Raw genomic sequence first — 19,589 nt, forward strand, 5'->3', positions numbered from 1 at the left:
TCCTTTATTTTTAACCCGATATGGTATTTATTCAATAATGTGTCTGTAGCAACGTTTATTGAACTATTAACGTCATTTATTGAATAAATGCAGGCAACGGTTTAAACTCGACATCAACAAACAAAAAGCTTAGTAATTTTAAAAAATGCAACTATTTAAAGCCAGGCCATCCATTAAAAAACTCCAGCTTTTGGTATGGATATCGGTATGCCTGCTCTTGTTTTTTTCTTATTTGCCGATGGATGGCGCAACCCAATCGGCTATGTATGCAAGCGTAACCACCGCTTTTTATGCCATCATTATCTATGGAAACATATCGGTTTTGTACCCCCTGCTTTATCAAAAAGGCAAATATGTTTGGTATGTACTGCTGGTGATCATATTTATAGCTGCAACCGGCACGGTCCGCGGCTATATTACGCTATTACTCTACAACAGCTTCTTTGCAAAAACGCCGGAGCCAGTAAGCATAAAAGCTATTACCAATTATATTTCGGGTGGGGTACTTATTTATATGTTAAGCCTGATATTCCGGATAGCATTAGAATATTTTAAGCTGAAACAACAAACCGAAGAGATCATTATACAAAAAAGCCAGGCCGAACTGAACCTGTTAAAATCGCAGGTACAGCCGCATTTTTTGTTCAACACACTCAACAATATTTATTACGAAGCTTATCGCGAAGCACCCCGGACGGCAGCACTGATAGAGAAGCTTTCGGATATCATGCGCTATTTTGTTGATGAAAGTCCGAAGGATGATGTAACCATTGGCACCGAGGTACAGTTCATTGAAAACTATATCGCGTTAGAAAAAATCAGGATCAGGCATGAAGTGGTGGTATTTTTTGAAAAGAATTTCAACTCCGATCTCCGGATTCCGCCCATGCTGCTGATGACCTTTGTTGAGAATATTTTTAAACACGGCATCGATAAATCGAGCGAGCAAAACCTTATTGGCATATCTTTGATTCAGCAGGATGGTTACCTGTTTTTTAAAACCAATAATACCATTCATGTTCAGACTGCAAGCAAGCGCGCTGCAGGTTTTGGCATTGCCAATTTAACCAAAAGGCTAACCATGTTATATGGCGCAGACTTTGACCTGAAAATTGACAACAGCAACAACACCTTTTCTGCATTTTTAAAGATCCCGGTAGCATGAACTTAAGCTGTATCATCATTGACGACGAACCCAACGCGGTAAACCTGCTTGAAATCCTGGTGCAGCAAAGTACCCAATGGCAGCTTAAGGCCAAATGCTACAACGCGCTTGAGGCATTGGCTTTTTTGAAAAACCACAAGGTCGATTTTATCTTTCTGGATATCAACATGCCACAGCTAACCGGTATGGAACTGGCCGGTCTGCTACCCCCGCAAACCAAAATCGTGTTCACTACCGCTTATTCGGAATACGCTGCCGAGAGCTACACCTATCAAACTATTGATTACCTGCTCAAGCCCATCACCCTAAAACGCTTCCTGGCGGCCATGCAAAAAATTGAAGCCTATTTTGGTAAGATCGATCAAGTAATGCCCCAAGGCCAAACCGCCGACGAAGGCTACTTCTTTGTAAAATCGGGCAAGGTATTACGCCGCATTCTGCTGGATGAGATCCTGTACTTTGAAGGTGAAAAAGAATATGTACGCCTCGTTACCGGACAGGAACAATTGCTGATCTATCGCCGGCTTAAAGATATTGAAGAACAACTTTCGGCTCCATTTGTACGGGTGCACAACTCCTATATTGTAAACACCAAACAACTGGCAAAAATTCAGGACAATCACATCTACATAGCTGATAAGCATATCCCGGTGAGCGAAAAATTTAAAGAAGGGTTTATGGCGATAATTAATAAAAGGATATTTTAGCTTCTGTAAAGCGAACCAGGCTTTACCCTATCTTATGAAATTCAGAAAATTATCCGGCCTGTGCCTTTTGTTATTTATCGTATTTAATAATTCCTCCTTCGCCCAGCAAAAAGCAAGCTTTCTATTAATCGATGAACAATTGTTGACCAAATCACGAGGATTGTTAAAACAAGGCGATAAGGAAGCATCTGCCAAAATCAACGCGATCATTAACCGGGTAGATAGTGCCCTAACCAAAGAGCCGTATTCGGTTACTTTCAACAAAACCAAAACCGCACCGAGCAACGATAAGCACGATTATATAAGCCAGGCACCTTACTGGTGGGCCGATCCCGCAAAACCTAAGGGCCTGCCCTACATCCGTAAAGATGGCGAACGCAATCCCGAAATTTATTTACTGCATGACCGCAGTCAACTTGGTGACATGTGTACCGCCGTTAAGCAGTTGGGCTTAGCGTATTATTATACCGGGAATGAAAAGTACGCGGTAAAAGCTAAAAGTTTATTGCAGACATGGTTTGTTGATTCTGCAACCCGCATGAACCCCAACTTAAATTATGCGCAATATATCCCGGGCCTTAATGACGGTCGGGGCATTGGTATTATTGAAAGCCGGGAGCTTACCGCTATACCCGATGCTATTGCCATGTTAAACGGCAGCAAGGCTATTGATGAGAAATTGATAAATGATATAAAAGACTGGTTTAAAGCTTTTTCCGGTTGGCTGCAAACCAGCCCTAACGGTAATGACGAACGTTCGCAACTCAACAACCATGGCTCATATTATGATGTGCAGCTTATAGATTACTCGCTTTTTACAGGCAATAGTAAAACTGCTGTAGAATTGCTTCAGAGTACCACTATCCCCCGCATTGATAAACAATTCACTCCTGAAGGTGCCCAGCCCCTTGAACTCGCCCGCACCAAATCATGGGATTATGTGAATATGAACCTGTATGCCTGGTGCCAGCTGGCAATTTTAGCAAACCATCTAAATATCGACCTGTGGCATAAGCAAACCGCAGATGGCCGGGGAATGAAAGCGGCTGTAAAATGGCTTATCCCCTATGCGTCCGGCGAAAAAAAATGGGAGAACCAGCAAATAGCATCTTTCGAATATGAGCAGTTGAAATTTATTATGGATAAGGCAAGCGCGCAATATCCTGACTTGAATTTTGATGCTGTATTCAAGAAGTTTCCGAAGGGCGTTGAAGTGGAGTGATAACCTTAGTTGCGGCTTACCTGTTTAGAATGCTTTAGTTTACTCTCAGCACATCGGCTCTGGCCTATTTGTCCCATCATCTTAAAGTCATTTGAAATAAAAACACTATAAGTAAATAAACATTTACTTATAATTGTATAACAATTCAAATTACTCGTGTTATGAGGCCAAAGAATTTAGAGAAGGAACAAGCGATTCGCACCATTGCCCTTGATATTATTGCCAACGAAGGGCTCGAAAACCTGAGTATGCAAAAGCTGGCTAAGGCAGCCAATGTATCGCCTCGCACTATCTATATTAAGTATGAGGATAAGGAAGACCTGCTGATCAAGCTTTTCATCACCGAAGTTTTAGGAGCATACGAAACTGCTATTCTGAAGGGGTTTGATGAAAAAATGGATTTTGAAACCGGTATCAAAAAGCTTTGGCACAATGGCTTTCAGTACTTAAAAAATAACCGCACACACTTCGCCTTAATCCTTTATGGTAAATCTTCGCCTTTGCTTAACAAAGCCTATCAACGGGAAAATATTCAGCAGGGCCAGTTCTTCGCTCCCATCCATCGCTTTATTCAGTCAAATGTTGAGGCAGGAATAATCCGCGGTCTCCCTTTTGACGCACAACGGGCACTGATGTTTTCGCCGTTGCTTGATCTGGTGAACGAGTATTTTGATCATCTCAACAGACCTATACAAATCATTACCGACGAAGTGATAGCGGCCTGTTGTGATGCGGTAATAAAAGGCATGATGAAATAATTAAACAACATGAAAGCAATTAAAAACAAAAATATAGCTATAGTGGGCGGTGGCCCGGGTGGGCTTACCCTCGCACGTATTTTACAAATGAACGGCGCAAATGTAAAAGTTTACGAACGCGATGAGAACCGGGATGTACGTGTACAGGGCGCTACACTTGATTTACATGAAGAATCTGGACTGAAAGCTTTAGAAGTAGCCGGGCTGATGGATGCCTTTAACACCAACTATCGCCCCGGCGCCGATAAACTAAGGGTTGTAGACAAACACGCCAACATTGTGCTTGACGAGCATGGAGCCGACGGCGGCTCGTACAATCGCCCTGAAATTGACCGCGGCCCATTAAGAAAAATCCTGCTCGATTCCCTGCAACCAGATACCGTGGTGTGGGATAGCCAGTTTGTATCACTTGATGAGCAGGACGGTAGGATTAAACTGGAATTTAAAAACGGCTCAACCGCCTGGGCCGATTTGGTGATAGCCGCCGATGGCGCTAATTCAAAGATCCGCCCATACATTACCCCTATTAAACCATTTTATGCTGGGGTGAGTGTGATAGAAGGAGCAGTTTATGACTCAGAAAAGGCAAGCCCCCAAGTTCACGAACTGCTGAACGGCGGTAAAATATTTGCCATGGGCGACGAAAAAACGCTGATAGTAAGTTCTAAAGGTGATGGCAGCCTGGTATTTTATGCAGGTATCAAATCAACAGAAACATGGCTGCAGGATAGCGGGATTGATTTTAAAGATAAAGCATCAGTATTTGCCTGGTTTAAGCAGGAGTTTGCCGGCTGGGATAATATCTGGGATGAATTGTTTGAAAACGCCGAACCCGTATTTATTCCCCGTCCGCAATATTGTATGCCTTTAGACCAAACCTGGGAAGCCCTTAGTAACCTGACCATGCTTGGCGATGCCGCCCACCTGATGCCACCTTACGCAGGTGAGGGCGTTAACATGGCTATGCTCGACGCATTGGAACTGGCCCAACACTTATTAAGTAATGAGTTTGAACATACCCGGAATGCTATAGCCGCCTACGAAAAAGCAATGCGCGCAAGAGCATCCGAAACCGCCGCTATGACGTTGGAACAAACAGATTCATTGCATTCGGCTGATGGGCTAAAGAATTTGGTAGCGATGTTTAATCCTGAAGTATAGCTCAATTAACAACCATACTAACGAGCATCCAAAAAATAACGTCATTGCGAGGTACGAAGCAATCCCAAACTCTACAGGGCGAACCTGCAAATAGGGGACTGCTTCGTTCCTCGCAATGACGCTTTTATAAACTTATCTTTCCTTAGATTATTTTAGAGAATCTACGAAACAGTCAATTCGCCCCGCAAATCAGTTTCCAGCCATTCCCTAACCTGGGCAGGGTTGTCACTTTGACCAAGCAGGTACATCATTTTGGTAACAGCGGCTTCAAAGGTCATGTCGTAGCCGTTGGCAACGCCAATATCTTTCAGGTGCTTGCTGGTTTCGTAACGGCCAAGTTCTACGGTGCCTACCTTACACTGCGAAATATCAAGGATCACCTTACCGCTGTCGATAGCGTTTTTTAGCAAATCTATAAACCAGGCATCGGTAGTGGTATTACCGGCTCCAAAAGTTTCCATTACAATGCCACGCACATCGGCGCTTAATATGTTTTCTACCACCTTAGGGCTTATGCCGGGGTACAGTTTTAACACACCAACATCGCTAACCAGGTTATTGTGGATAATAAGGGCGCTTTCATCTTCAGGCTGCCTGATGTCATTTACGCTGAAACGCAAATGCACGCCAGATTCGGCCAATATTGGATAGTTTGGCGAGCGGAAAGCCTCAAATTTTGATGAGTTATATTTAAAAGCCCTGTTACCGCGGAAAAGTTTATAATCAAAATAGATACAAACCTCCGGCACACGGGCACGATCGTTCTTTTTGGCTTTGGCTATTTCAATAGCCGTCATCAGGTTTTCCTTCGCGTCGGTACGGATAGCGCTGATAGGCAATTGCGAGCCTGTAAAAATAATAGGCTTGCCTAAGTTCTCTAACATAAAACTTAATGCCGAAGCGGTATAAGCCATCGTATCCGAACCGTGCAAAATTACAAAACCATCGTTATCATGGTAGTTAGACTGGATAAGTCCTGCCAATTCGCTCCATATTTCGGGGTTCATATTTGATGAATCGATGATCTCATCAAATGAATGTACTTTAATACGGCAGTTAAGCTTTTCAAGCTCGGGCACATTATCCATTATTTGCTCAAAGTTGATAGGCTTGAGCACCTTAGTAACCGGATCACTCATCATACCGATTGTCCCTCCGGTATAGATGATTAAAATTTGGCTCATTAATTAAGTTTATGCTGTGGTAAAATATTAAACAATTTTAAATTCCGAACACAAGCCTGGAATTTTCGGTAGTGACCTCTGCCACTTTTTCAATGCTTGTGTGGTGAAGCTCGGCTACTTTCTCCGCAATATACACCAGGTACGAGCTTTCATTAGGTTTACCCCTGAACGGAACGGGCGTAAGGTACGGAGAATCTGTTTCTAAAACTATATGTTTTAAGTCAATTTCCTGTATTACTTTGTCAAGTCCCGAGTTCTTGTAAGTTACAACTCCGCCTATCCCAAGGTAAAAATTAAGGTCGATTACTTTTTGCGCCTGTTCAACCGTACCGCCAAAGCAATGGAAAATGCCACGCAGCTTTTCATCCGCTTCCTGTTTCAACACTTCGTATACTTCGTCAAAAGCATCACGGCAATGAATCACTATGGGCAAATCAAGGCTTTTAGCCCAATTGATCTGTTTTACAAAGGCATCTACCTGCTCTTTCAAATGTGTTTTATCCCAATACAGGTCAATCCCAATCTCGCCAATGGCATAGATCTTATTTTGCTGATGGGCATCCATGATGGCCGATAGTTCGTCTTCCCAGGCCTCCTTTACATCACAGGGATGTAAGCCAAGCATAGGGTAACAATATTGAGGATAGTCGTTTACCAAACCATAAACCAGCGGTACAGAAGCGGCATCAACATTGGGTAAAAACAAACGGGTAATGTTATTATCGATACAGCGCTGCATTAATGCCGCGCGTTTTTCAGGAATGGTTTCGTAATATAGATGTGTATGCGTGTCGGTTAAAACCATGCTGCAAAAATAAACCTTGAATACTTAATAACGAATTTATAACCGTAAAGTATAAACCCATTCAACTAAAAATTGCTCCTTATAAACAAAAAACCTCCTGCTTTTAGGGCAAGAGGTTGATTATTATGATCTTTTAATATGATTACTTGGTCTTTTTGGCAGGGTTAACCTTCACCAATTCAATATCAAATAAAAGGGTGCTGCCAGGAGGGATAGCGCCAGAACCTCTATCACCATAGGCAAGACCCGATGGAATAATGAAAGTAGCTTTTGAACCTTCGTTAAGCAAAAGCAAAGCTTCTTCCCAGCCTGGTATTACCCGGCCTTCGCCCAAAACTACACTGATAGGCTCATAAGGACGGCCCGGCTGATCTAAACCGGCAGCTTTGGCATTAGCTTCGATGCTGCTGTCAAATACTTTGCCGTTAAGCAGCTTACCTGTGTAATTAACCAGTACAGTATCTCCGTTTGCCGGTTTGGCTTTATCAGTAGGGCTTGTAATTACATATTGTAAGCCTGATGCTGTGCTTGTGGTTTTAAGACCGTGTGAAGCTACATACGCGTTAGCAGCAGCTACTTCAGCCTGTTTTTGCTTTTCCAAAGCGGCATTTCTTTCGGCCATAGCTTCATTTATCGACTGGATTTTTTCCATTTTAATCACGAAGCTCAGGAAACTGCCTTTAGGGAAAAATGGCGGACGTGCTTCTTCATGACCTTTAAATATCGAATCGGCAGGGATTTTTACCAAAGCGCTGTCTTTGGCAGCCAAAAGCGGGAAAACATCCATCATATCGCCTAAACCGCGCGACGGCTGGATTTGCGCCTGTGCAGGGTGCCCTGCTGCGAGGCTATTATAAAGTACAGAATCTTTATCCGTTTTCTGGATAAAGTTAAAAGTGATCACATCACTGGTTTTAGGTTTTACCCCTGTGTTTGCGGTATAGATCTTGTAAAAAGAGCCTTTAGATGTTTTAAGCATACCAGCAACCTGTGGCGGTGTAACCGTTTTTTTTGCAGGAACAGTTTTTTTAACCGCGCCGCTTTTGGCAGCAGCAGGGCGTCTTTTTACAGCACCGGTTTGCGCATTAGCAGTTAAAGCCGATACGGTTAATAAAGGTGCTATAAAATAAAGAATGTACTTTTTCATAAGCTATAAATAAAAAAGCCTTTCCTGCTGGTGCAGGAAAGGCCTTGTAAAATAGTATAATTATTTTGTTGCCGGAGTTGGCGTTGGCATTTGCATTTGCGGCATAACCGGTTTAGGCGCGTTTGGATTTGGATGAACAATGTTTACCAGTTCAACTTCAAACACAAGCGGCGTATAAGGCTGCATTTGCGGGCTACCCTGGTCACCATACCCTAATGATGAAGGAACAACCAATACAGCTTTAGTGCCTTTGTTAAACAATTGGAAAGCTTCGTCCCAGCCTTTGATCACTTTACCTTCACCTACCGGGATACGGATTGGCTGGTAAGGGTTCATCGGGTTGATCTGCATTTTTTCTTTAACAGCAACTTCTTTAGAGCTGGTTTCTAAAACCTTGCCGGTAACCAGTCTTAAAGTATAGTTAATTACTGCAGTATCACCTACGGCCACGTTTGCACCGGCACCTGGGGTAGTAACAGCATAGTTCAAGCCAGACGCGGTTTTCACAAATTTCAAATCTTTATGAGCATCTAAGTAACCTTGAATTTTTGCAGGCTCTTTACCTTTAAGCGCATCGGTCTGGCCTTTCATGTATTGGGTAACACGGTCACGGAAAACCTGCTCGTTAAGGGCACCTTTAGCAATAACTTTTTCAATTTTGATTGTATAAACCAGGTATTTGCCTTTAAAGCCCGGAGGACGTTGCTGGCCACCTTTAAATACCGAATCGGCAGCGATTTTGAATGTAGCGCTATCGCCTTCACCCAACAATGCCAAACCAGAAACAATATCGCCTTTCATCTGTGATTTAGGCATCAGCGTTGGAATAGGCTGGCCATTATCATAAGAGTTGTTGATAATTGAATCTTTATCAGTTTTAAGGATCATGTTTAGTGTCATAAAGTCACCTTCCTTAACTTTAGGATTGCCTTTTGAAGTGTGGATGTTATAAAGCAAGCCACCATCGCCCTGCTTAAACCCACCGTTGCAACTTGCAAATCCTATAGCCGCAAGTGACAGAAACATCAGTTTTCTTTTCATCATTACTTTTTTACTGTATTAATAGTTTTTTATATTCAGGTAAAATTTGTTTAAACTGTTGGATAACATGCTCGAGGGTATCATCTGAATGACCGCCCGCCGCATTGCGGTGCCCACCGCCGTTAAAGTATTTTTTGCAAATTTCATTAGCTGGAAATTCGCCTTTTGAGCGCAATGAGAGTTTTACCCTATCTGTACGTTCAACTATAAAAGCCGCTAAACGCACACTTGCCATTGATAGCGCATAGTTCACCACACCTTCTGTATCGCCGGTTTCAACATCAAAACGCTGAAGGTCCTGTTTACTTACGGCAATAATAGCGGTGTTAAATTCAGGTAATACCTCCAGGCAATTAGCAAGGCAATGCCCTAAAAAGCGTAACCTGTTTTCAGACGCGCTATTATAAACCAGCTCATGAATGCGCCAGTTAACGGCACCCGCGTCAATCAGGTCGGCAACAATGCGGTGAACCCCGGACGTAGTATTAGGAAGCCTGAACGATGCAGAATCGGTCATGATGCCTGTGTAAAGGCACGTAGCCACATCCTTATTTACAAGCTCTTTATGGTGAAGTTCATTTACGATAAAATCATACACCAGTTGCGCAGTAGCGCAGGCGTTGATATCCCAGTGCCTGAAATCGTCAAAATCGGCCGGTTCCAGGTGGTGGTCGATCATGATCTTATAAGCGCTGCTTTCGGCAACCAGCTCACCCATATCATTGATACGGCTCAGGGCGTTAAAGTCAAGGCAAAATATCAGCTTGGCGTCGGCTATCAGGGCGGCAGCCTCTTCGCGGTGCTCGGTATAGACAATAACGTTCTCGTTACCAGGCAACCAGCTTAAAAAGTCAGGATAATCTGTAGGGGCAATAACCCTGGCATGATGGCCCTGCTGTATTAAATAATTATATAAGCCTAATGACGATCCCATAGCATCACCATCAGGTTTATGATGGGTAGTGATTACTATCTTTTGAGGTTGCGTTAAAAGGTCAGTAAGCGAAGCTAAATCTAACATCAATTCTTAAAAAAAGAGTTGCAAAGCTAAATAAATAAATGAAATACAAACCATCTAATTTAATTCAAAAAGCTTTATGATACAGTTACAAAAGCCTATTTTTGCGGCAAATTTTAAATAACCATGTAAGTGTTGTTTAAAATTAACCCAACAAAGGCATTTAGTCTATTAATAACCAAAAAAAGAAACAATTATTTCAATGAAAACTAACAGAACGTTTACAATGATAAAGCCAGATGCAGTTGCAGACGGCCACATCGGTGCTATTTTAGATATTATTACCAAAAATGGTTTTAAAATTGTAGCCCTTAAATACACTAAACTATCTGCAGAAAAAGCCGGACAGTTTTACGAAGTACATAAAGAGCGTCCTTTTTATGCCGGACTGGTTGAATTTATGTCATCAGGCCCTATCGTAGCGGCTATTCTTGAAAAAGACAACGCTATTACCGAATTCCGTACATTAATTGGTGCTACTAACCCTGCTGATGCTGCTGAAGGTACTATCCGTAACCTGTATGCACGGTCAATTGGTGAAAATGCTGTTCACGGTTCTGACTCTGACGAGAACGCAGACATTGAAGGAAACTTCTTTTTCTCGGCTTTTGAGAGGTTTTAATTAGCCTTATTTCGGGTGCAATCAGGCAATCAGCGGGTTGCGCCCGAAATGTTTACGTTTTTCTTGGAAGTATGGTTACATTTTTTTTAACTTTACACACACTACCTGAACATTATTACATTTAGACGAACCAAGAAATATCGAACAAGATGAAGCCGTTATTCAAATACATATTTTACGTACTGGTGCTGGTACTTTTAGTTATCGGTTCGATACTGCTTTATAAAACTCACCCTGAAGCGCAACTTGCTTTTACAATTCCGGGCTTGTTCATCCTTGCTTACTCAAAGCTTACTGATGATATTAAGCTAAAGCACCACGGTATGGTTAGAGGAAGATAATCTCTTCTACAATAATACTTTTAGCTTCGTTATTTATTTTCTCGATGATCTGACTGCGCATCAGCATCAGTTCGTTTTTTATTACCGACGATTCAATCCTCAGGAATAATTTCTTATCCCGAACAAATAACTCCTTGGTACGATTGGCTACCGATTTACCTACCAGGTCAGGCCAGGCCGTAACAACACCGGTTTCATCAAAACGTCTTTTGATCTTGTACACGTTAAGCATTTGCTCAATAGCCTCTTTCAGTGTTTTGTCGTTAGTTTTACGCATCAATCGCTCCTCCCTTAACTTTAAATAATTTAACGGGTACTCCTATTTTATTAAAAACGCTTTCAACACGCTCAACCCCGGTATCGGTTATAAAAACCTGGCCAAAATCGTTGTTTGATACCATCTGCATCAATTTGGTAACACGCCCGTCATCAAGCTTGTCAAAAATATCATCCAACAAAAGCAAAGGCTTAAAACCTTTTTGCTGATGCAGAAAGCTGTACTGTGCAAGCTTCAGTGCAATTAAAAATGACTTCTGCTGCCCCTGCGATCCAAATTTTTTCATGGCCATGCCGTGAATATTAAACTGCAGATCGTCTTTATGAATACCGGCGGTAGTTCGCTCCAGCGCTTTATCCCTATCAAAGCTTCTCTTTAATAAACTATCAAAACTATCCGTAAGCAATTGCGATTCATAAACCAGTTCGACCCTTTCGGCATTATCGCTCAAAAAATCGTAGTGCTTATTAAATACCGGTACAAAGGTATCCATAAAGGCACGGCGCCTTTCAAAAATACGCATGCCCGAATCTGTTAGCTGCTCATCAATTACTTCAAACAACCCCGCGTCATACCGTCCGGTTTCGTTTACCTGCTTCAGCAGTGCGTTACGATTGGTGAGGATCTTATTATAGGTAATCAGCTCATCCAAATAACGGTTATCCGTTTGCGATATCACATTATCAATAAACTTGCGGCGCTCCTCGCTCCCTTCTGTTATAATACTGGTATCATTTGGCGAGATCATTACCAGCGGCAGCAGCCCAATATGATCGGCCAGGCGCTGATAATCCTTCTTATTGCGCTTAAACTGCTTTTTCTGGTTCCGTTTTACCGAGCAGGCCACAGCTTCGGGCTGATCATTTTTATTAAAAACCCCGGTAACAATAAAGAAATCGGCCCCTTGCTTTATCTGCTGACTATCAATCGGGTTAAAATAGCTTTTACACAACGACAGGTAATGAATAGCATCAAGCAAATTGGTTTTGCCAGCCCCGTTGTTACCCGTAAAAGCATTAACCCCATCGCTGAAAACCAGTTCGGCTTCATCGTAATTTTTAAAATTGATAACTGATAGTTGCTGAAGGTGCATGGGATGGCAAAGTTACGTTTTTTTGGTGAGTGGTTGATGGTTCATAGTTCATAGTCATTAGTAGAATCTACGGGCACAAATCAGCCTCATCAAACACCTGAAAAAACAAACTGCAGCGGCTGTGAACCATGAACTATCAACTATGAACCATCCTCTTTAAAGATTTAATACAAAAGGTATTGCCAGTAAATTTGAAAACCGTATTTTTGCAAACTTAATTTTAGAACAACAATGTCAAAAACCCAGGCGAACACCAAAGTTGCAGCACCAGAAAACAATTTTGGTCAGAGTGGCAATTTTGTACGCGAGAACCAAAAAAGCTTACTGTTTATTGTAGGGGCTATCGTCGCCCTTATTGCTATCTATTTTATTTACATTAAATTATACTTAGGTCCGCGTGAAGTTACTGCCGCTAACCAAATGTATAAAGCACAAGAGTTCTGGCAGCAAAAAAACTGGGACAAAGCCATTAAAGGCGATGCCGGTTTCCCTGGTTTTGAAAAAATCATCAGCGATTACAGCAACACTAAAGCTGCTAACCTGGCTTATTTTTACCTGGGTACAGCGTATTTAAATAAAGGTGATTACCGCAAAGCCGTTGACAACCTGACTAACTATCGCGGTGACGACAACATGATTGCAGCCGAGGCTTTCGGCAGCACAGGTGATGCTTACGTAGAGTTGAAAGACTACGAAAAAGCAGAAACTTATTTCAGCAAAGCGGTTGACAAGGCAAAAAACAAATTCTTATCGCCACTTTACCTTAAAAAGTTAGGTTTAACTTACGAGGCTCAAAAAAACAACAAAGAAGCTGCCGACGCTTATAAAAGGATAAAAAATGAATATCCTGAAAGTGCTGAAGCTCAAAATATCGACGAGTATATAGCACGCGCTGAAGCAAAACAATAATTTATTTCGGATTTGAGAATTTCGATTTCGGATTTATCAGGTAGTTAAATACCTTTAAATCCGGAATCGATTTTTTTTATAAGCACATTTTAATCGTCAATCACAGCGCTTAGCAAATCCGAAATCGAAGCTCCGAAATTCGAAATAAAAATATCCGAAATCAAAATGGCTACACAGCTTAAAAACCTTTCCGACTTTTCAAATACCGAAATACCTTCGGCAGCACCGTATCGCTTTGGCATTGTTGTAGCCGAGTGGAACGCAGAAATTACCAATGCGCTTTACCAGGGCGCATACCAGAGCCTGGTAAATAACGGAGCATTAGCCGAAAACATTTTTTCATACCAGGTACCGGGCAGCTTTGAGCTTACCTCAGGAGCCGACCTGTTATTGCAAAAAGGAAACCTTGACGCGGTAATTTGCCTGGGCTGTGTAATACAGGGCGAAACAAGGCATTTTGATTTTATTTGCGACGCGGTAGCACACGGCGTTAGCAATGTATCTGTAAAATATTCAAAACCTGTTATATTTGGTGTATTAACCACCGACAATCAGCAACAAGCTATTGACCGGGCAGGTGGCAAACATGGCAATAAAGGCGATGAAGCGGCTATCACCGCTATCAAAATGGCTGCACTTGCCGAAACATTAAACAGTTAACACACGTTAAAGCAGTTAATTTAGCTCAACATGAAAAAATTAGTTTACATAGCACTTATAGCTGCGGCAATTGCAACAGTATCATCTTGCTCAAACAAACTGTGCCCAGCTTACGGTTCATATCCTAAAACAGGTCGTTAACAGTTAATTGTCATTTTTAAACCTGTTTAAACACATTGCAGAGTTTTTGTGTTATAATTACGTTATAGCATTTTAACTATTAATAATAATATGAACTGGATTTCGTTGGAGACGGCCGATCAGCTTATGCAGATCAAACAGCAGGAAGGCTATAGCCTTATATTTAAACACAGCACACGCTGTTCCATCAGCATGATGGCAAAAAGGCGATTTGAGCTTGACTGGGATAATCTTCCTGAAAATATGCCCCTCTATTTTTTAGACCTGATCAAACACCGCGACCTGTCAAACCAGGTAGCACAACTGTTTCAGGTACATCATGAATCGCCGCAAGTACTTCTCATCAAAAACGGCGAATGCATTCTTGACCAATCGCACAGCGGTATCTCCGTTGATGAAACTTTAGAAGTATTGAATTAATTTTGTTCATGGATCATGGTTCATGGGTTCATAAAATGTTAGTGTTAGTACGTTACAGCAAATGATCATTTTGCAGTCATTTGCTGCCACTATGAACTATGAACCATTCCCCATCAACTAAATATTTAACTACATTTGCACCATGATTGAATTGCCGGTAGTTCCTGCTGTTAGCCAGCCTGTCCGCAAGCCCGATTGGCTTAGGGTTAAACTTCCTACAGGAAAAGAATATGCTCACGTACGCAGTCTTGTTGATACCCATAAGCTGCACACTATATGCGAAAGTGGTAACTGCCCTAATATGGGCGAGTGCTGGGGAGCCGGCACCGCTACTTTCATGATCCTTGGTAATATTTGTACCCGCTCGTGCTCGTTTTGTGCCGTAGCAACAGGCAGGCCATTGGCTGTTGATGTTGACGAGCCAAACCGTGTAGCTACTTCGGTAAAACTGATGCAGGTGAAACATTGCGTTATTACCTCGGTAGATCGTGACGATTTAAAAGATGGTGGTTCCATTATCTGGGCCGAAACCATTAACGCCATCCGCCGCGAAAGCCCTGAAACTACTTTAGAAACCCTGCTGCCCGATTTTAAAGGCAACTGGGATAACCTTGCCCGCGTTTTGGAAACCAGACCTGAAGTGGTATCTCACAACCTGGAAACTGTGCGACGCCTCACCAAAGAGGTACGCATCCAGGCAAAATACGATCGTAGCCTTGAAGCTTTGAAACATATTTCAGAAGCTGGCCTGCGCACCAAATCGGGCATTATGCTTGGCCTGGGCGAAACTGAAGAAGATGTTCTGGAAGCTATGGACGATTTGCTTGCAGCCGGTGTACACATACTTACACTGGGGCAATACTTACAGCCAACCCGCAACCATCACCCGGTAATTGACTGGATCCACCCAGATCAGTTTGCCCGTTACAAACAATTTGGACTTGACAAGGGTTTTAGATATGTAGAAAGCGGACCACTGGTACGCTCTTCTTATCACGCAGAAAAACATCTGTTTGAAATGTGATAATTCCTTTATATCTTCACCAAGTTGAGTAAAAAACGAAAAATATCGCTGTCGGAAGAAGAACTGGTGTTGTCATTGCAGCACCGGGAGAAAATTGCCGTAGAAGCGCTATATGATATGTATTCGGCCTCGTTATTCGGGGTAATATCACGCATTATAAATGACACCGCTATAGCCGAAGATGTTTTACAGGAAACTTTTGTAAAAATCTGGCATTCCTTTTCAAGCTACAGTACTGAAAAAGGCCGTTTATTTACCTGGATGGTTAATATCGCGCGCAACCTCGCGATCGATAAGATCAGATCGAAAGATTTTAAGAACCAAAACAAAAACCAGGAGATTGAAAATAACGTAACTTTCATTGACGAGCAAAGGAACACAGTTTACAAACCTGAGTTAATGGGCGTTAAGGATTTAGTGCAAACACTAAAACCCGAACAAAAGCTAATTATAGAGCTGGTGTATTTTAAAGGTTATACCCATGTGGAGGCCGCCGAAGAGTTAGGCATGCCACTTGGAACCATTAAAACCCGGTTACGAATGGCTATCCTGGAACTCAGAAAACATTTTAATTGAAAGTGGAAGATTTAAAAGCATATATTGAATCAGGGATACTGGAACTTTACGTTCTGGGGGATGTTACCCCGGCCGAAAGGTTACAAGTTGAAGAGATGGCTTCAAAGCATCCGGCTATTAAGGCTGAGCTGGATGAAATTGAGCGGTCAATAGAATTATATGCTGAAGAAAACGCGATAGAACCATCTGAACAATTACGTAACCGCGTGTTAGGGAGCCTTCTAACAAATTTTGGCGACGATAACAACTTTCCGACGCCAACCCACGTACAACATGAAAATGTTGTAGCCATGCAACCTAACGCCGATAAAGGAACCAACTTTTATAAATACGCATTTGCAGCTTGCCTTGCTTTATTATTAGCAAGCGCCATAGCTTTATATAATCTTTATACCCGCCTTAACGACACCAATACCCAGTTAAGTGCCATGCAGGCGCAAAATCAGCATTTTAGCAATACGGTTAGCGCTAAGGATAGTGAACTGAATCTGTTAAGAGATACATCATACAAACTGATCCACTTAAGAGGTACTGCAAAATCGCCTGAATCAATAATGACTGTAGCCTTTAGCCCATCTAAACAAAAAGTGGTTATTGATATGGAAGGCCTAAAACTGCCCGCAAATGATCAAAATCACCAATACCAACTTTGGGCACTGGTGGGTGGCAAACCGGTTGACCTGGGCGTATTTGATGCTACATCTGATTCAAGCGGCTTCAAGAACATGAAAGCAATAGCCGCAGCCGATGCATTTGCTGTGACACTTGAGCCAAGAGGCGGCAGCGCAAGCCCAACACTATCAGAAATGGTAGTACTCGGCAAATACTAAAGCATAAAAAGGCATCCTCCTGGCCTCCTGTAAAACAAAAAAGCTTACATTTTTTCAGATTTATTCCGAAAACGATGTAAGCTTTTTGTTTTTTATCCGTTAGTAGTTATATTTCGTGTAAACCTAAAGTTCACGGAATAAATTATTTAACATATTTTTAACGAAAACCAAAACCAATTATTAGTTTTTTTGTAACTAATAAGTACGTGTAAGCGTCTTATGATTAGTTAGGACATAAACGAGAGAAAAAACCTAAAATTCCTAACCCACAGATTTGAGTATTTAGTTCTTTATAAGATCAGTTAATAGTTAATTAAAACGGGCGTATAATACTTGCGGCCGTTTTTTTATGCCCTAAATTTTGCCATGGTGATTGGCAATTGTGCAATAAGCTTGCCCGGCAAAACAACATGCATGCGATTGGGCAGCGCCAGTTCGTCACCAGCTTTACCATGAATGTAGGCACCAATAATACACGCTTGTTCCGGAGTATACTTCTGGCCAAGCAACGCGGCAATCACGCCGGTAAGTACATCGCCCATCCCGCCGCTGGCCATCGCGGCATTGCCCGATGAATTGAAATAGGCTGTACCATTAGGTGTAGCCACAATAGTATAATCGTTTTTCAGCAGGATACACAGGTTTAGTTCTTTTGCCTTAACTATTGCTTTCTGTAGCCGCTGCCACCAGTTGGTATGTTCGCCAAATAGCCTGTCAAACTCTTTCATGTGCGGAGTTAAAACGCTCCCCGCGGGCAATTGAGTTAACACCTCCTGGTTTTCTGCAAGCAGGTTCAGGGCGTCAGCGTCAATAACTAATGGCTTTTTATAGTTTTTGATGATGGCTTTCAACAATGCCAGAGCATCAACATCTTTACCTAAACCAGGCCCCACGGCAATTGAACTGAATTTATCCCATTCAATTTCCGGAAGTTCATCGCCGGTCCGCACTATCGCCATTATTTCGGGCTGATAGCTGTTAAGTGCTGTCAAGCCGCTTTCTGGGATACAGGCTGTCGTCAATCCCGCCCCCGCATGTGTCGCTGCTGACGAACTTAACAATGCTGCCCCCATGGTTTTGGCCTGACCTGCTACGATTAGGGCATGGCCGTAAGTACCTTTATTGCTAAAGCGATGACGGGGCTTGAGCATTTGCCTGATATCTTTTTCTTCAATAAACTGGTATGGTGATTTCAAGCTGTGCACAAACCTTTCGTCGATGCCTATATTTACGGCTTCCCAGCAATTGATATAGGGCGCAGACTCAGGCAGCAGGAAATTGATCTTGGGCTGCTGAAAGGTTATCACCAAATCGGCCTTTATGGCAACAGTATCTTTGGGCACCTCCCCTTCGGAAAAAAAGCCTGTAGGTACATCAACCGAAACAATTGTGCGCTCAAGATCATTGATGTAATTAACCAACCGCTCATAATCACCGGAAAGAGGTTTATTCAATCCGCTGCCAAGTAACGCGTCGATTATTACCGGGCTGTTATCAACAGGTATTTTACTACCCTTAGCAAGTTCGGTGATAGTTACGCAGGTTTGCTTTAACCTTTCAAAGTTATGATCAAAATCAGCAGAGGCCTTATCCGAAAAACGGGCTATAATAACATGCAGGTTATTATAATGATGATCGCATAAAATACGCGCTATGGCTAAGCCATCCCCTCCATTATTACCCGTTCCGCAATAAAAAGTTATGGGTTCATTTTTATCGGGGAAACGATTTGCAAACCAACCTACAAAAGCCCTGGAGGCACGTTCCATCAGGTCAACAGATGATATCGGTTCGTGGACAATGGTATAGGCATCGCCCTTGCGAATTTGTTCGGCAATTAATAAAGGAAGCATATATCCTAAAGTAAGGATTTATGAGATTTGTTTGAGGAGAAATTGATGAAACAAAATATTGAGCTATTATCCGAAAACTACCTGTTGAATCTTTGCCACAACCTGCTCAAATATTTCTTTTTTTAAAGATGCGCCGGTTCTGCTTATTACATCCTCCTGATAAAATTGTTGAATCATGTGACAAATTGCATAGCCAACCCTTTCGTTACGGGGTTTATTGATCATATTGGGCTTTACTTCAAATGTAAAATCAGGAAATATATTTTTGGTAGATAATAACACAGCATAAAAGAAGCCTTCAGCTTCGAAAATATCATCGACCGAAACTACCACGGCAGGATGTACCTCTGGTTTATTACCTGTATAAAAAGCAATTTCAACAATATCGCGCTGACTAATCTTCATAAATGCTTGTGAAGATTTTTACGAGTAATTTCAGATTTATGACGAAAATGTCTTTTATAGTCCTCTTCTGTCAATTCATCAAGCTTGGATAAATTGGATTCCCATACCTTAACACCAAGTTTAGCCAGTTGAGCCAATACTTCTTCAGTATTATTATCCGGGATATCTATAGTTAGCGTTGTCATTTTACCAGAAAGTCTTTTAACAAATTTAAGATAATTTTATCAATA

General features: G+C 42.0%; 23 protein-coding genes. 13 read left to right on the top strand and 10 right to left on the bottom strand.

Annotation, left to right across the window (positions count from 1 at the left end; translation table 11 throughout):
• Positions 1–145 precede the first annotated feature (145 nt).
• The 5 genes from DEO27_RS22575 (at position 146) to DEO27_RS22595 (ending at position 5,013) form a co-directional block, all read left to right on the top strand.
• Positions 146–1,165, top strand: a complete 1,020-nt coding sequence (locus tag DEO27_RS22575) for a sensor histidine kinase (RefSeq protein WP_112568856.1) — start codon at positions 146–148, stop codon at positions 1,163–1,165.
• Entirely contained in the window at positions 1,162–1,872 is a 711-nt protein-coding gene (locus DEO27_RS22580) for a LytR/AlgR family response regulator transcription factor (RefSeq protein ID WP_112568858.1), read from the top strand. The genes DEO27_RS22575 and DEO27_RS22580 overlap by 4 nt, the downstream gene beginning before the upstream one ends.
• 34 nt (positions 1,873–1,906) lie before the next feature.
• The gene (locus DEO27_RS22585; RefSeq protein ID WP_112568860.1) at positions 1,907–3,094 is read left to right on the top strand and encodes an alginate lyase family protein; all 1,188 of its coding nucleotides are present in this window, start codon (positions 1,907–1,909) and stop codon (positions 3,092–3,094) included.
• A 161-nt stretch (positions 3,095–3,255) separates the two neighbouring features.
• Positions 3,256–3,852, top strand: a complete 597-nt coding sequence (locus tag DEO27_RS22590; RefSeq protein ID WP_112568862.1) for a TetR/AcrR family transcriptional regulator — start codon at positions 3,256–3,258, stop codon at positions 3,850–3,852.
• A 9-nt stretch (positions 3,853–3,861) separates the two neighbouring features.
• Positions 3,862–5,013, top strand: coding sequence for an FAD-dependent oxidoreductase (locus DEO27_RS22595; RefSeq protein WP_112568865.1), 1,152 nt, complete (start codon positions 3,862–3,864; stop codon positions 5,011–5,013).
• 161 nt (positions 5,014–5,174) lie between these two features.
• Here DEO27_RS22595 and DEO27_RS22600 read toward each other — a convergent pair whose 3' ends face one another.
• The 5 genes from DEO27_RS22600 to DEO27_RS22620 all read right to left on the bottom strand — a co-directional run bounded on the left by DEO27_RS22600 (position 5,175) and on the right by DEO27_RS22620 (position 10,211).
• Positions 5,175–6,197: an asparaginase gene (locus tag DEO27_RS22600; RefSeq protein WP_112568868.1), complete on the bottom strand. Its 1,023-nt coding sequence runs from the start codon at positions 6,195–6,197 to the stop codon at positions 5,175–5,177.
• A gap of 37 nt (positions 6,198–6,234) precedes the next feature.
• Positions 6,235–7,002 carry a TatD family hydrolase gene (locus tag DEO27_RS22605; RefSeq protein ID WP_112568870.1) on the bottom strand — a complete coding sequence of 256 codons (768 nt, stop codon included), beginning with the start codon at positions 7,000–7,002 and terminating at the stop codon, positions 6,235–6,237.
• A 142-nt stretch (positions 7,003–7,144) separates the two neighbouring features.
• Positions 7,145–8,149: an FKBP-type peptidyl-prolyl cis-trans isomerase gene (locus DEO27_RS22610; protein WP_223818028.1), complete on the bottom strand. Its 1,005-nt coding sequence runs from the start codon at positions 8,147–8,149 to the stop codon at positions 7,145–7,147.
• Between the two features lie 60 nt (positions 8,150–8,209).
• A complete protein-coding gene (locus DEO27_RS22615; protein ID WP_112568872.1) occupies positions 8,210–9,193 on the bottom strand; it encodes an FKBP-type peptidyl-prolyl cis-trans isomerase in 984 nt (327 codons plus the stop codon).
• 7 nt (positions 9,194–9,200) lie between these two features.
• Positions 9,201–10,211 (bottom strand): DHH family phosphoesterase, encoded by a 1,011-nt coding sequence (locus tag DEO27_RS22620; RefSeq protein ID WP_112568875.1) that lies wholly within the window; start codon positions 10,209–10,211, stop codon positions 9,201–9,203.
• Between the two features lie 199 nt (positions 10,212–10,410).
• Here DEO27_RS22620 and DEO27_RS22625 point away from each other — a divergent pair, with 199 nt between their 5' ends.
• Complete coding sequence (locus DEO27_RS22625; protein ID WP_091220172.1) at positions 10,411–10,830, top strand: nucleoside-diphosphate kinase; 420 nt, start codon at positions 10,411–10,413, stop codon at positions 10,828–10,830.
• A gap of 149 nt (positions 10,831–10,979) precedes the next feature.
• Positions 10,980–11,171, top strand: coding sequence for a hypothetical protein (locus DEO27_RS22630; protein ID WP_112568877.1), 192 nt, complete (start codon positions 10,980–10,982; stop codon positions 11,169–11,171).
• On the opposite strand, the gene DEO27_RS22635 is transcribed toward DEO27_RS22630, so the two are convergent.
• The gene (locus tag DEO27_RS22635) at positions 11,158–11,448 is read right to left on the bottom strand and encodes a DUF721 domain-containing protein (RefSeq protein ID WP_112568879.1); all 291 of its coding nucleotides are present in this window, start codon (positions 11,446–11,448) and stop codon (positions 11,158–11,160) included. The genes DEO27_RS22630 and DEO27_RS22635 overlap by 14 nt on opposite strands.
• On the bottom strand, positions 11,441–12,541 hold the full coding sequence (gene recF, locus DEO27_RS22640; protein WP_112568881.1) for a DNA replication/repair protein RecF: 1,101 nt from the start codon (positions 12,539–12,541) through the stop codon (positions 11,441–11,443). The genes DEO27_RS22635 and recF overlap by 8 nt, the downstream gene beginning before the upstream one ends.
• Positions 12,542–12,772: 231 nt before the next feature.
• Here recF and DEO27_RS22645 point away from each other — a divergent pair, with 231 nt between their 5' ends.
• The 6 genes from DEO27_RS22645 (at position 12,773) to DEO27_RS22670 (ending at position 17,101) form a co-directional block, all read left to right on the top strand.
• Positions 12,773–13,450, top strand: a complete 678-nt coding sequence (locus DEO27_RS22645) for a tetratricopeptide repeat protein (RefSeq protein ID WP_112568883.1) — start codon at positions 12,773–12,775, stop codon at positions 13,448–13,450.
• Positions 13,451–13,615: 165 nt separating this feature from the next.
• Positions 13,616–14,110: a 6,7-dimethyl-8-ribityllumazine synthase gene (ribH, locus tag DEO27_RS22650; protein WP_112568885.1), complete on the top strand. Its 495-nt coding sequence runs from the start codon at positions 13,616–13,618 to the stop codon at positions 14,108–14,110.
• A 231-nt stretch (positions 14,111–14,341) separates the two neighbouring features.
• Positions 14,342–14,671, top strand: a complete 330-nt coding sequence (ytxJ, locus tag DEO27_RS22655; protein WP_112568887.1) for a bacillithiol system redox-active protein YtxJ — start codon at positions 14,342–14,344, stop codon at positions 14,669–14,671.
• 142 nt (positions 14,672–14,813) lie between these two features.
• A complete protein-coding gene (gene lipA / locus DEO27_RS22660) occupies positions 14,814–15,695 on the top strand; it encodes a lipoyl synthase (protein WP_112568889.1) in 882 nt (293 codons plus the stop codon).
• Positions 15,696–15,719: 24 nt separating this feature from the next.
• Positions 15,720–16,271, top strand: coding sequence for an RNA polymerase sigma factor (locus DEO27_RS22665; protein ID WP_112568891.1), 552 nt, complete (start codon positions 15,720–15,722; stop codon positions 16,269–16,271).
• 2 nt (positions 16,272–16,273) lie between these two features.
• Positions 16,274–17,101, top strand: coding sequence for an anti-sigma factor domain-containing protein (locus DEO27_RS22670; RefSeq protein ID WP_112568893.1), 828 nt, complete (start codon positions 16,274–16,276; stop codon positions 17,099–17,101).
• A gap of 347 nt (positions 17,102–17,448) precedes the next feature.
• On the opposite strand, the gene DEO27_RS22675 is transcribed toward DEO27_RS22670, so the two are convergent.
• The 3 genes from DEO27_RS22675 to DEO27_RS22685 all read right to left on the bottom strand — a co-directional run bounded on the left by DEO27_RS22675 (position 17,449) and on the right by DEO27_RS22685 (position 19,544).
• On the bottom strand, positions 17,449–18,954 hold the full coding sequence (locus DEO27_RS22675) for an NAD(P)H-hydrate dehydratase (protein ID WP_112568895.1): 1,506 nt from the start codon (positions 18,952–18,954) through the stop codon (positions 17,449–17,451).
• A gap of 66 nt (positions 18,955–19,020) precedes the next feature.
• Positions 19,021–19,359 carry a type II toxin-antitoxin system PemK/MazF family toxin gene (locus tag DEO27_RS22680; RefSeq protein WP_112568897.1) on the bottom strand — a complete coding sequence of 113 codons (339 nt, stop codon included), beginning with the start codon at positions 19,357–19,359 and terminating at the stop codon, positions 19,021–19,023.
• Positions 19,356–19,544 (bottom strand): hypothetical protein, encoded by a 189-nt coding sequence (locus DEO27_RS22685; RefSeq protein ID WP_112568898.1) that lies wholly within the window; start codon positions 19,542–19,544, stop codon positions 19,356–19,358. The genes DEO27_RS22680 and DEO27_RS22685 overlap by 4 nt, the downstream gene beginning before the upstream one ends.
• Positions 19,545–19,589: the final 45 nt, after the last annotated feature.

Source organism: Mucilaginibacter rubeus (assembly GCF_003286415.2).
GTDB lineage: Bacteria > Bacteroidota > Bacteroidia > Sphingobacteriales > Sphingobacteriaceae > Mucilaginibacter > Mucilaginibacter rubeus_A.

Excerpts from the sequence above, each read along its gene's own strand:
- DEO27_RS22575 (WP_112568856.1), top strand. The coding sequence starts at position 146 with ATGCAACTATTTAAAGCCAGGCCATCCATTAAAAAACTCCAGCTTTTG.
- DEO27_RS22580 (WP_112568858.1), top strand. The coding sequence starts at position 1,162 with ATGAACTTAAGCTGTATCATCATTGACGACGAACCCAACGCGGTAAAC.
- DEO27_RS22585 (WP_112568860.1), top strand. The coding sequence starts at position 1,907 with ATGAAATTCAGAAAATTATCCGGCCTGTGCCTTTTGTTATTTATCGTA.
- DEO27_RS22590 (WP_112568862.1), top strand. The coding sequence starts at position 3,256 with ATGAGGCCAAAGAATTTAGAGAAGGAACAAGCGATTCGCACCATTGCC.
- DEO27_RS22595 (WP_112568865.1), top strand. The coding sequence starts at position 3,862 with ATGAAAGCAATTAAAAACAAAAATATAGCTATAGTGGGCGGTGGCCCG.
- DEO27_RS22600 (WP_112568868.1), bottom strand. The coding sequence starts at position 6,197 with ATGAGCCAAATTTTAATCATCTATACCGGAGGGACAATCGGTATGATG.
- DEO27_RS22605 (WP_112568870.1), bottom strand. The coding sequence starts at position 7,002 with ATGGTTTTAACCGACACGCATACACATCTATATTACGAAACCATTCCT.
- DEO27_RS22610 (WP_223818028.1), bottom strand. The coding sequence starts at position 8,149 with ATGAAAAAGTACATTCTTTATTTTATAGCACCTTTATTAACCGTATCG.
- DEO27_RS22615 (WP_112568872.1), bottom strand. The coding sequence starts at position 9,193 with ATGATGAAAAGAAAACTGATGTTTCTGTCACTTGCGGCTATAGGATTT.
- DEO27_RS22620 (WP_112568875.1), bottom strand. The coding sequence starts at position 10,211 with ATGTTAGATTTAGCTTCGCTTACTGACCTTTTAACGCAACCTCAAAAG.
- DEO27_RS22625 (WP_091220172.1), top strand. The coding sequence starts at position 10,411 with ATGAAAACTAACAGAACGTTTACAATGATAAAGCCAGATGCAGTTGCA.
- DEO27_RS22630 (WP_112568877.1), top strand. The coding sequence starts at position 10,980 with ATGAAGCCGTTATTCAAATACATATTTTACGTACTGGTGCTGGTACTT.
- DEO27_RS22635 (WP_112568879.1), bottom strand. The coding sequence starts at position 11,448 with ATGCGTAAAACTAACGACAAAACACTGAAAGAGGCTATTGAGCAAATG.
- recF (WP_112568881.1), bottom strand. The coding sequence starts at position 12,541 with ATGCACCTTCAGCAACTATCAGTTATCAATTTTAAAAATTACGATGAA.
- DEO27_RS22645 (WP_112568883.1), top strand. The coding sequence starts at position 12,773 with ATGTCAAAAACCCAGGCGAACACCAAAGTTGCAGCACCAGAAAACAAT.
- ribH (WP_112568885.1), top strand. The coding sequence starts at position 13,616 with ATGGCTACACAGCTTAAAAACCTTTCCGACTTTTCAAATACCGAAATA.
- ytxJ (WP_112568887.1), top strand. The coding sequence starts at position 14,342 with ATGAACTGGATTTCGTTGGAGACGGCCGATCAGCTTATGCAGATCAAA.
- lipA (WP_112568889.1), top strand. The coding sequence starts at position 14,814 with ATGATTGAATTGCCGGTAGTTCCTGCTGTTAGCCAGCCTGTCCGCAAG.
- DEO27_RS22675 (WP_112568895.1), bottom strand. The coding sequence starts at position 18,954 with ATGCTTCCTTTATTAATTGCCGAACAAATTCGCAAGGGCGATGCCTAT.
- DEO27_RS22680 (WP_112568897.1), bottom strand. The coding sequence starts at position 19,359 with ATGAAGATTAGTCAGCGCGATATTGTTGAAATTGCTTTTTATACAGGT.
- DEO27_RS22685 (WP_112568898.1), bottom strand. The coding sequence starts at position 19,544 with ATGACAACGCTAACTATAGATATCCCGGATAATAATACTGAAGAAGTA.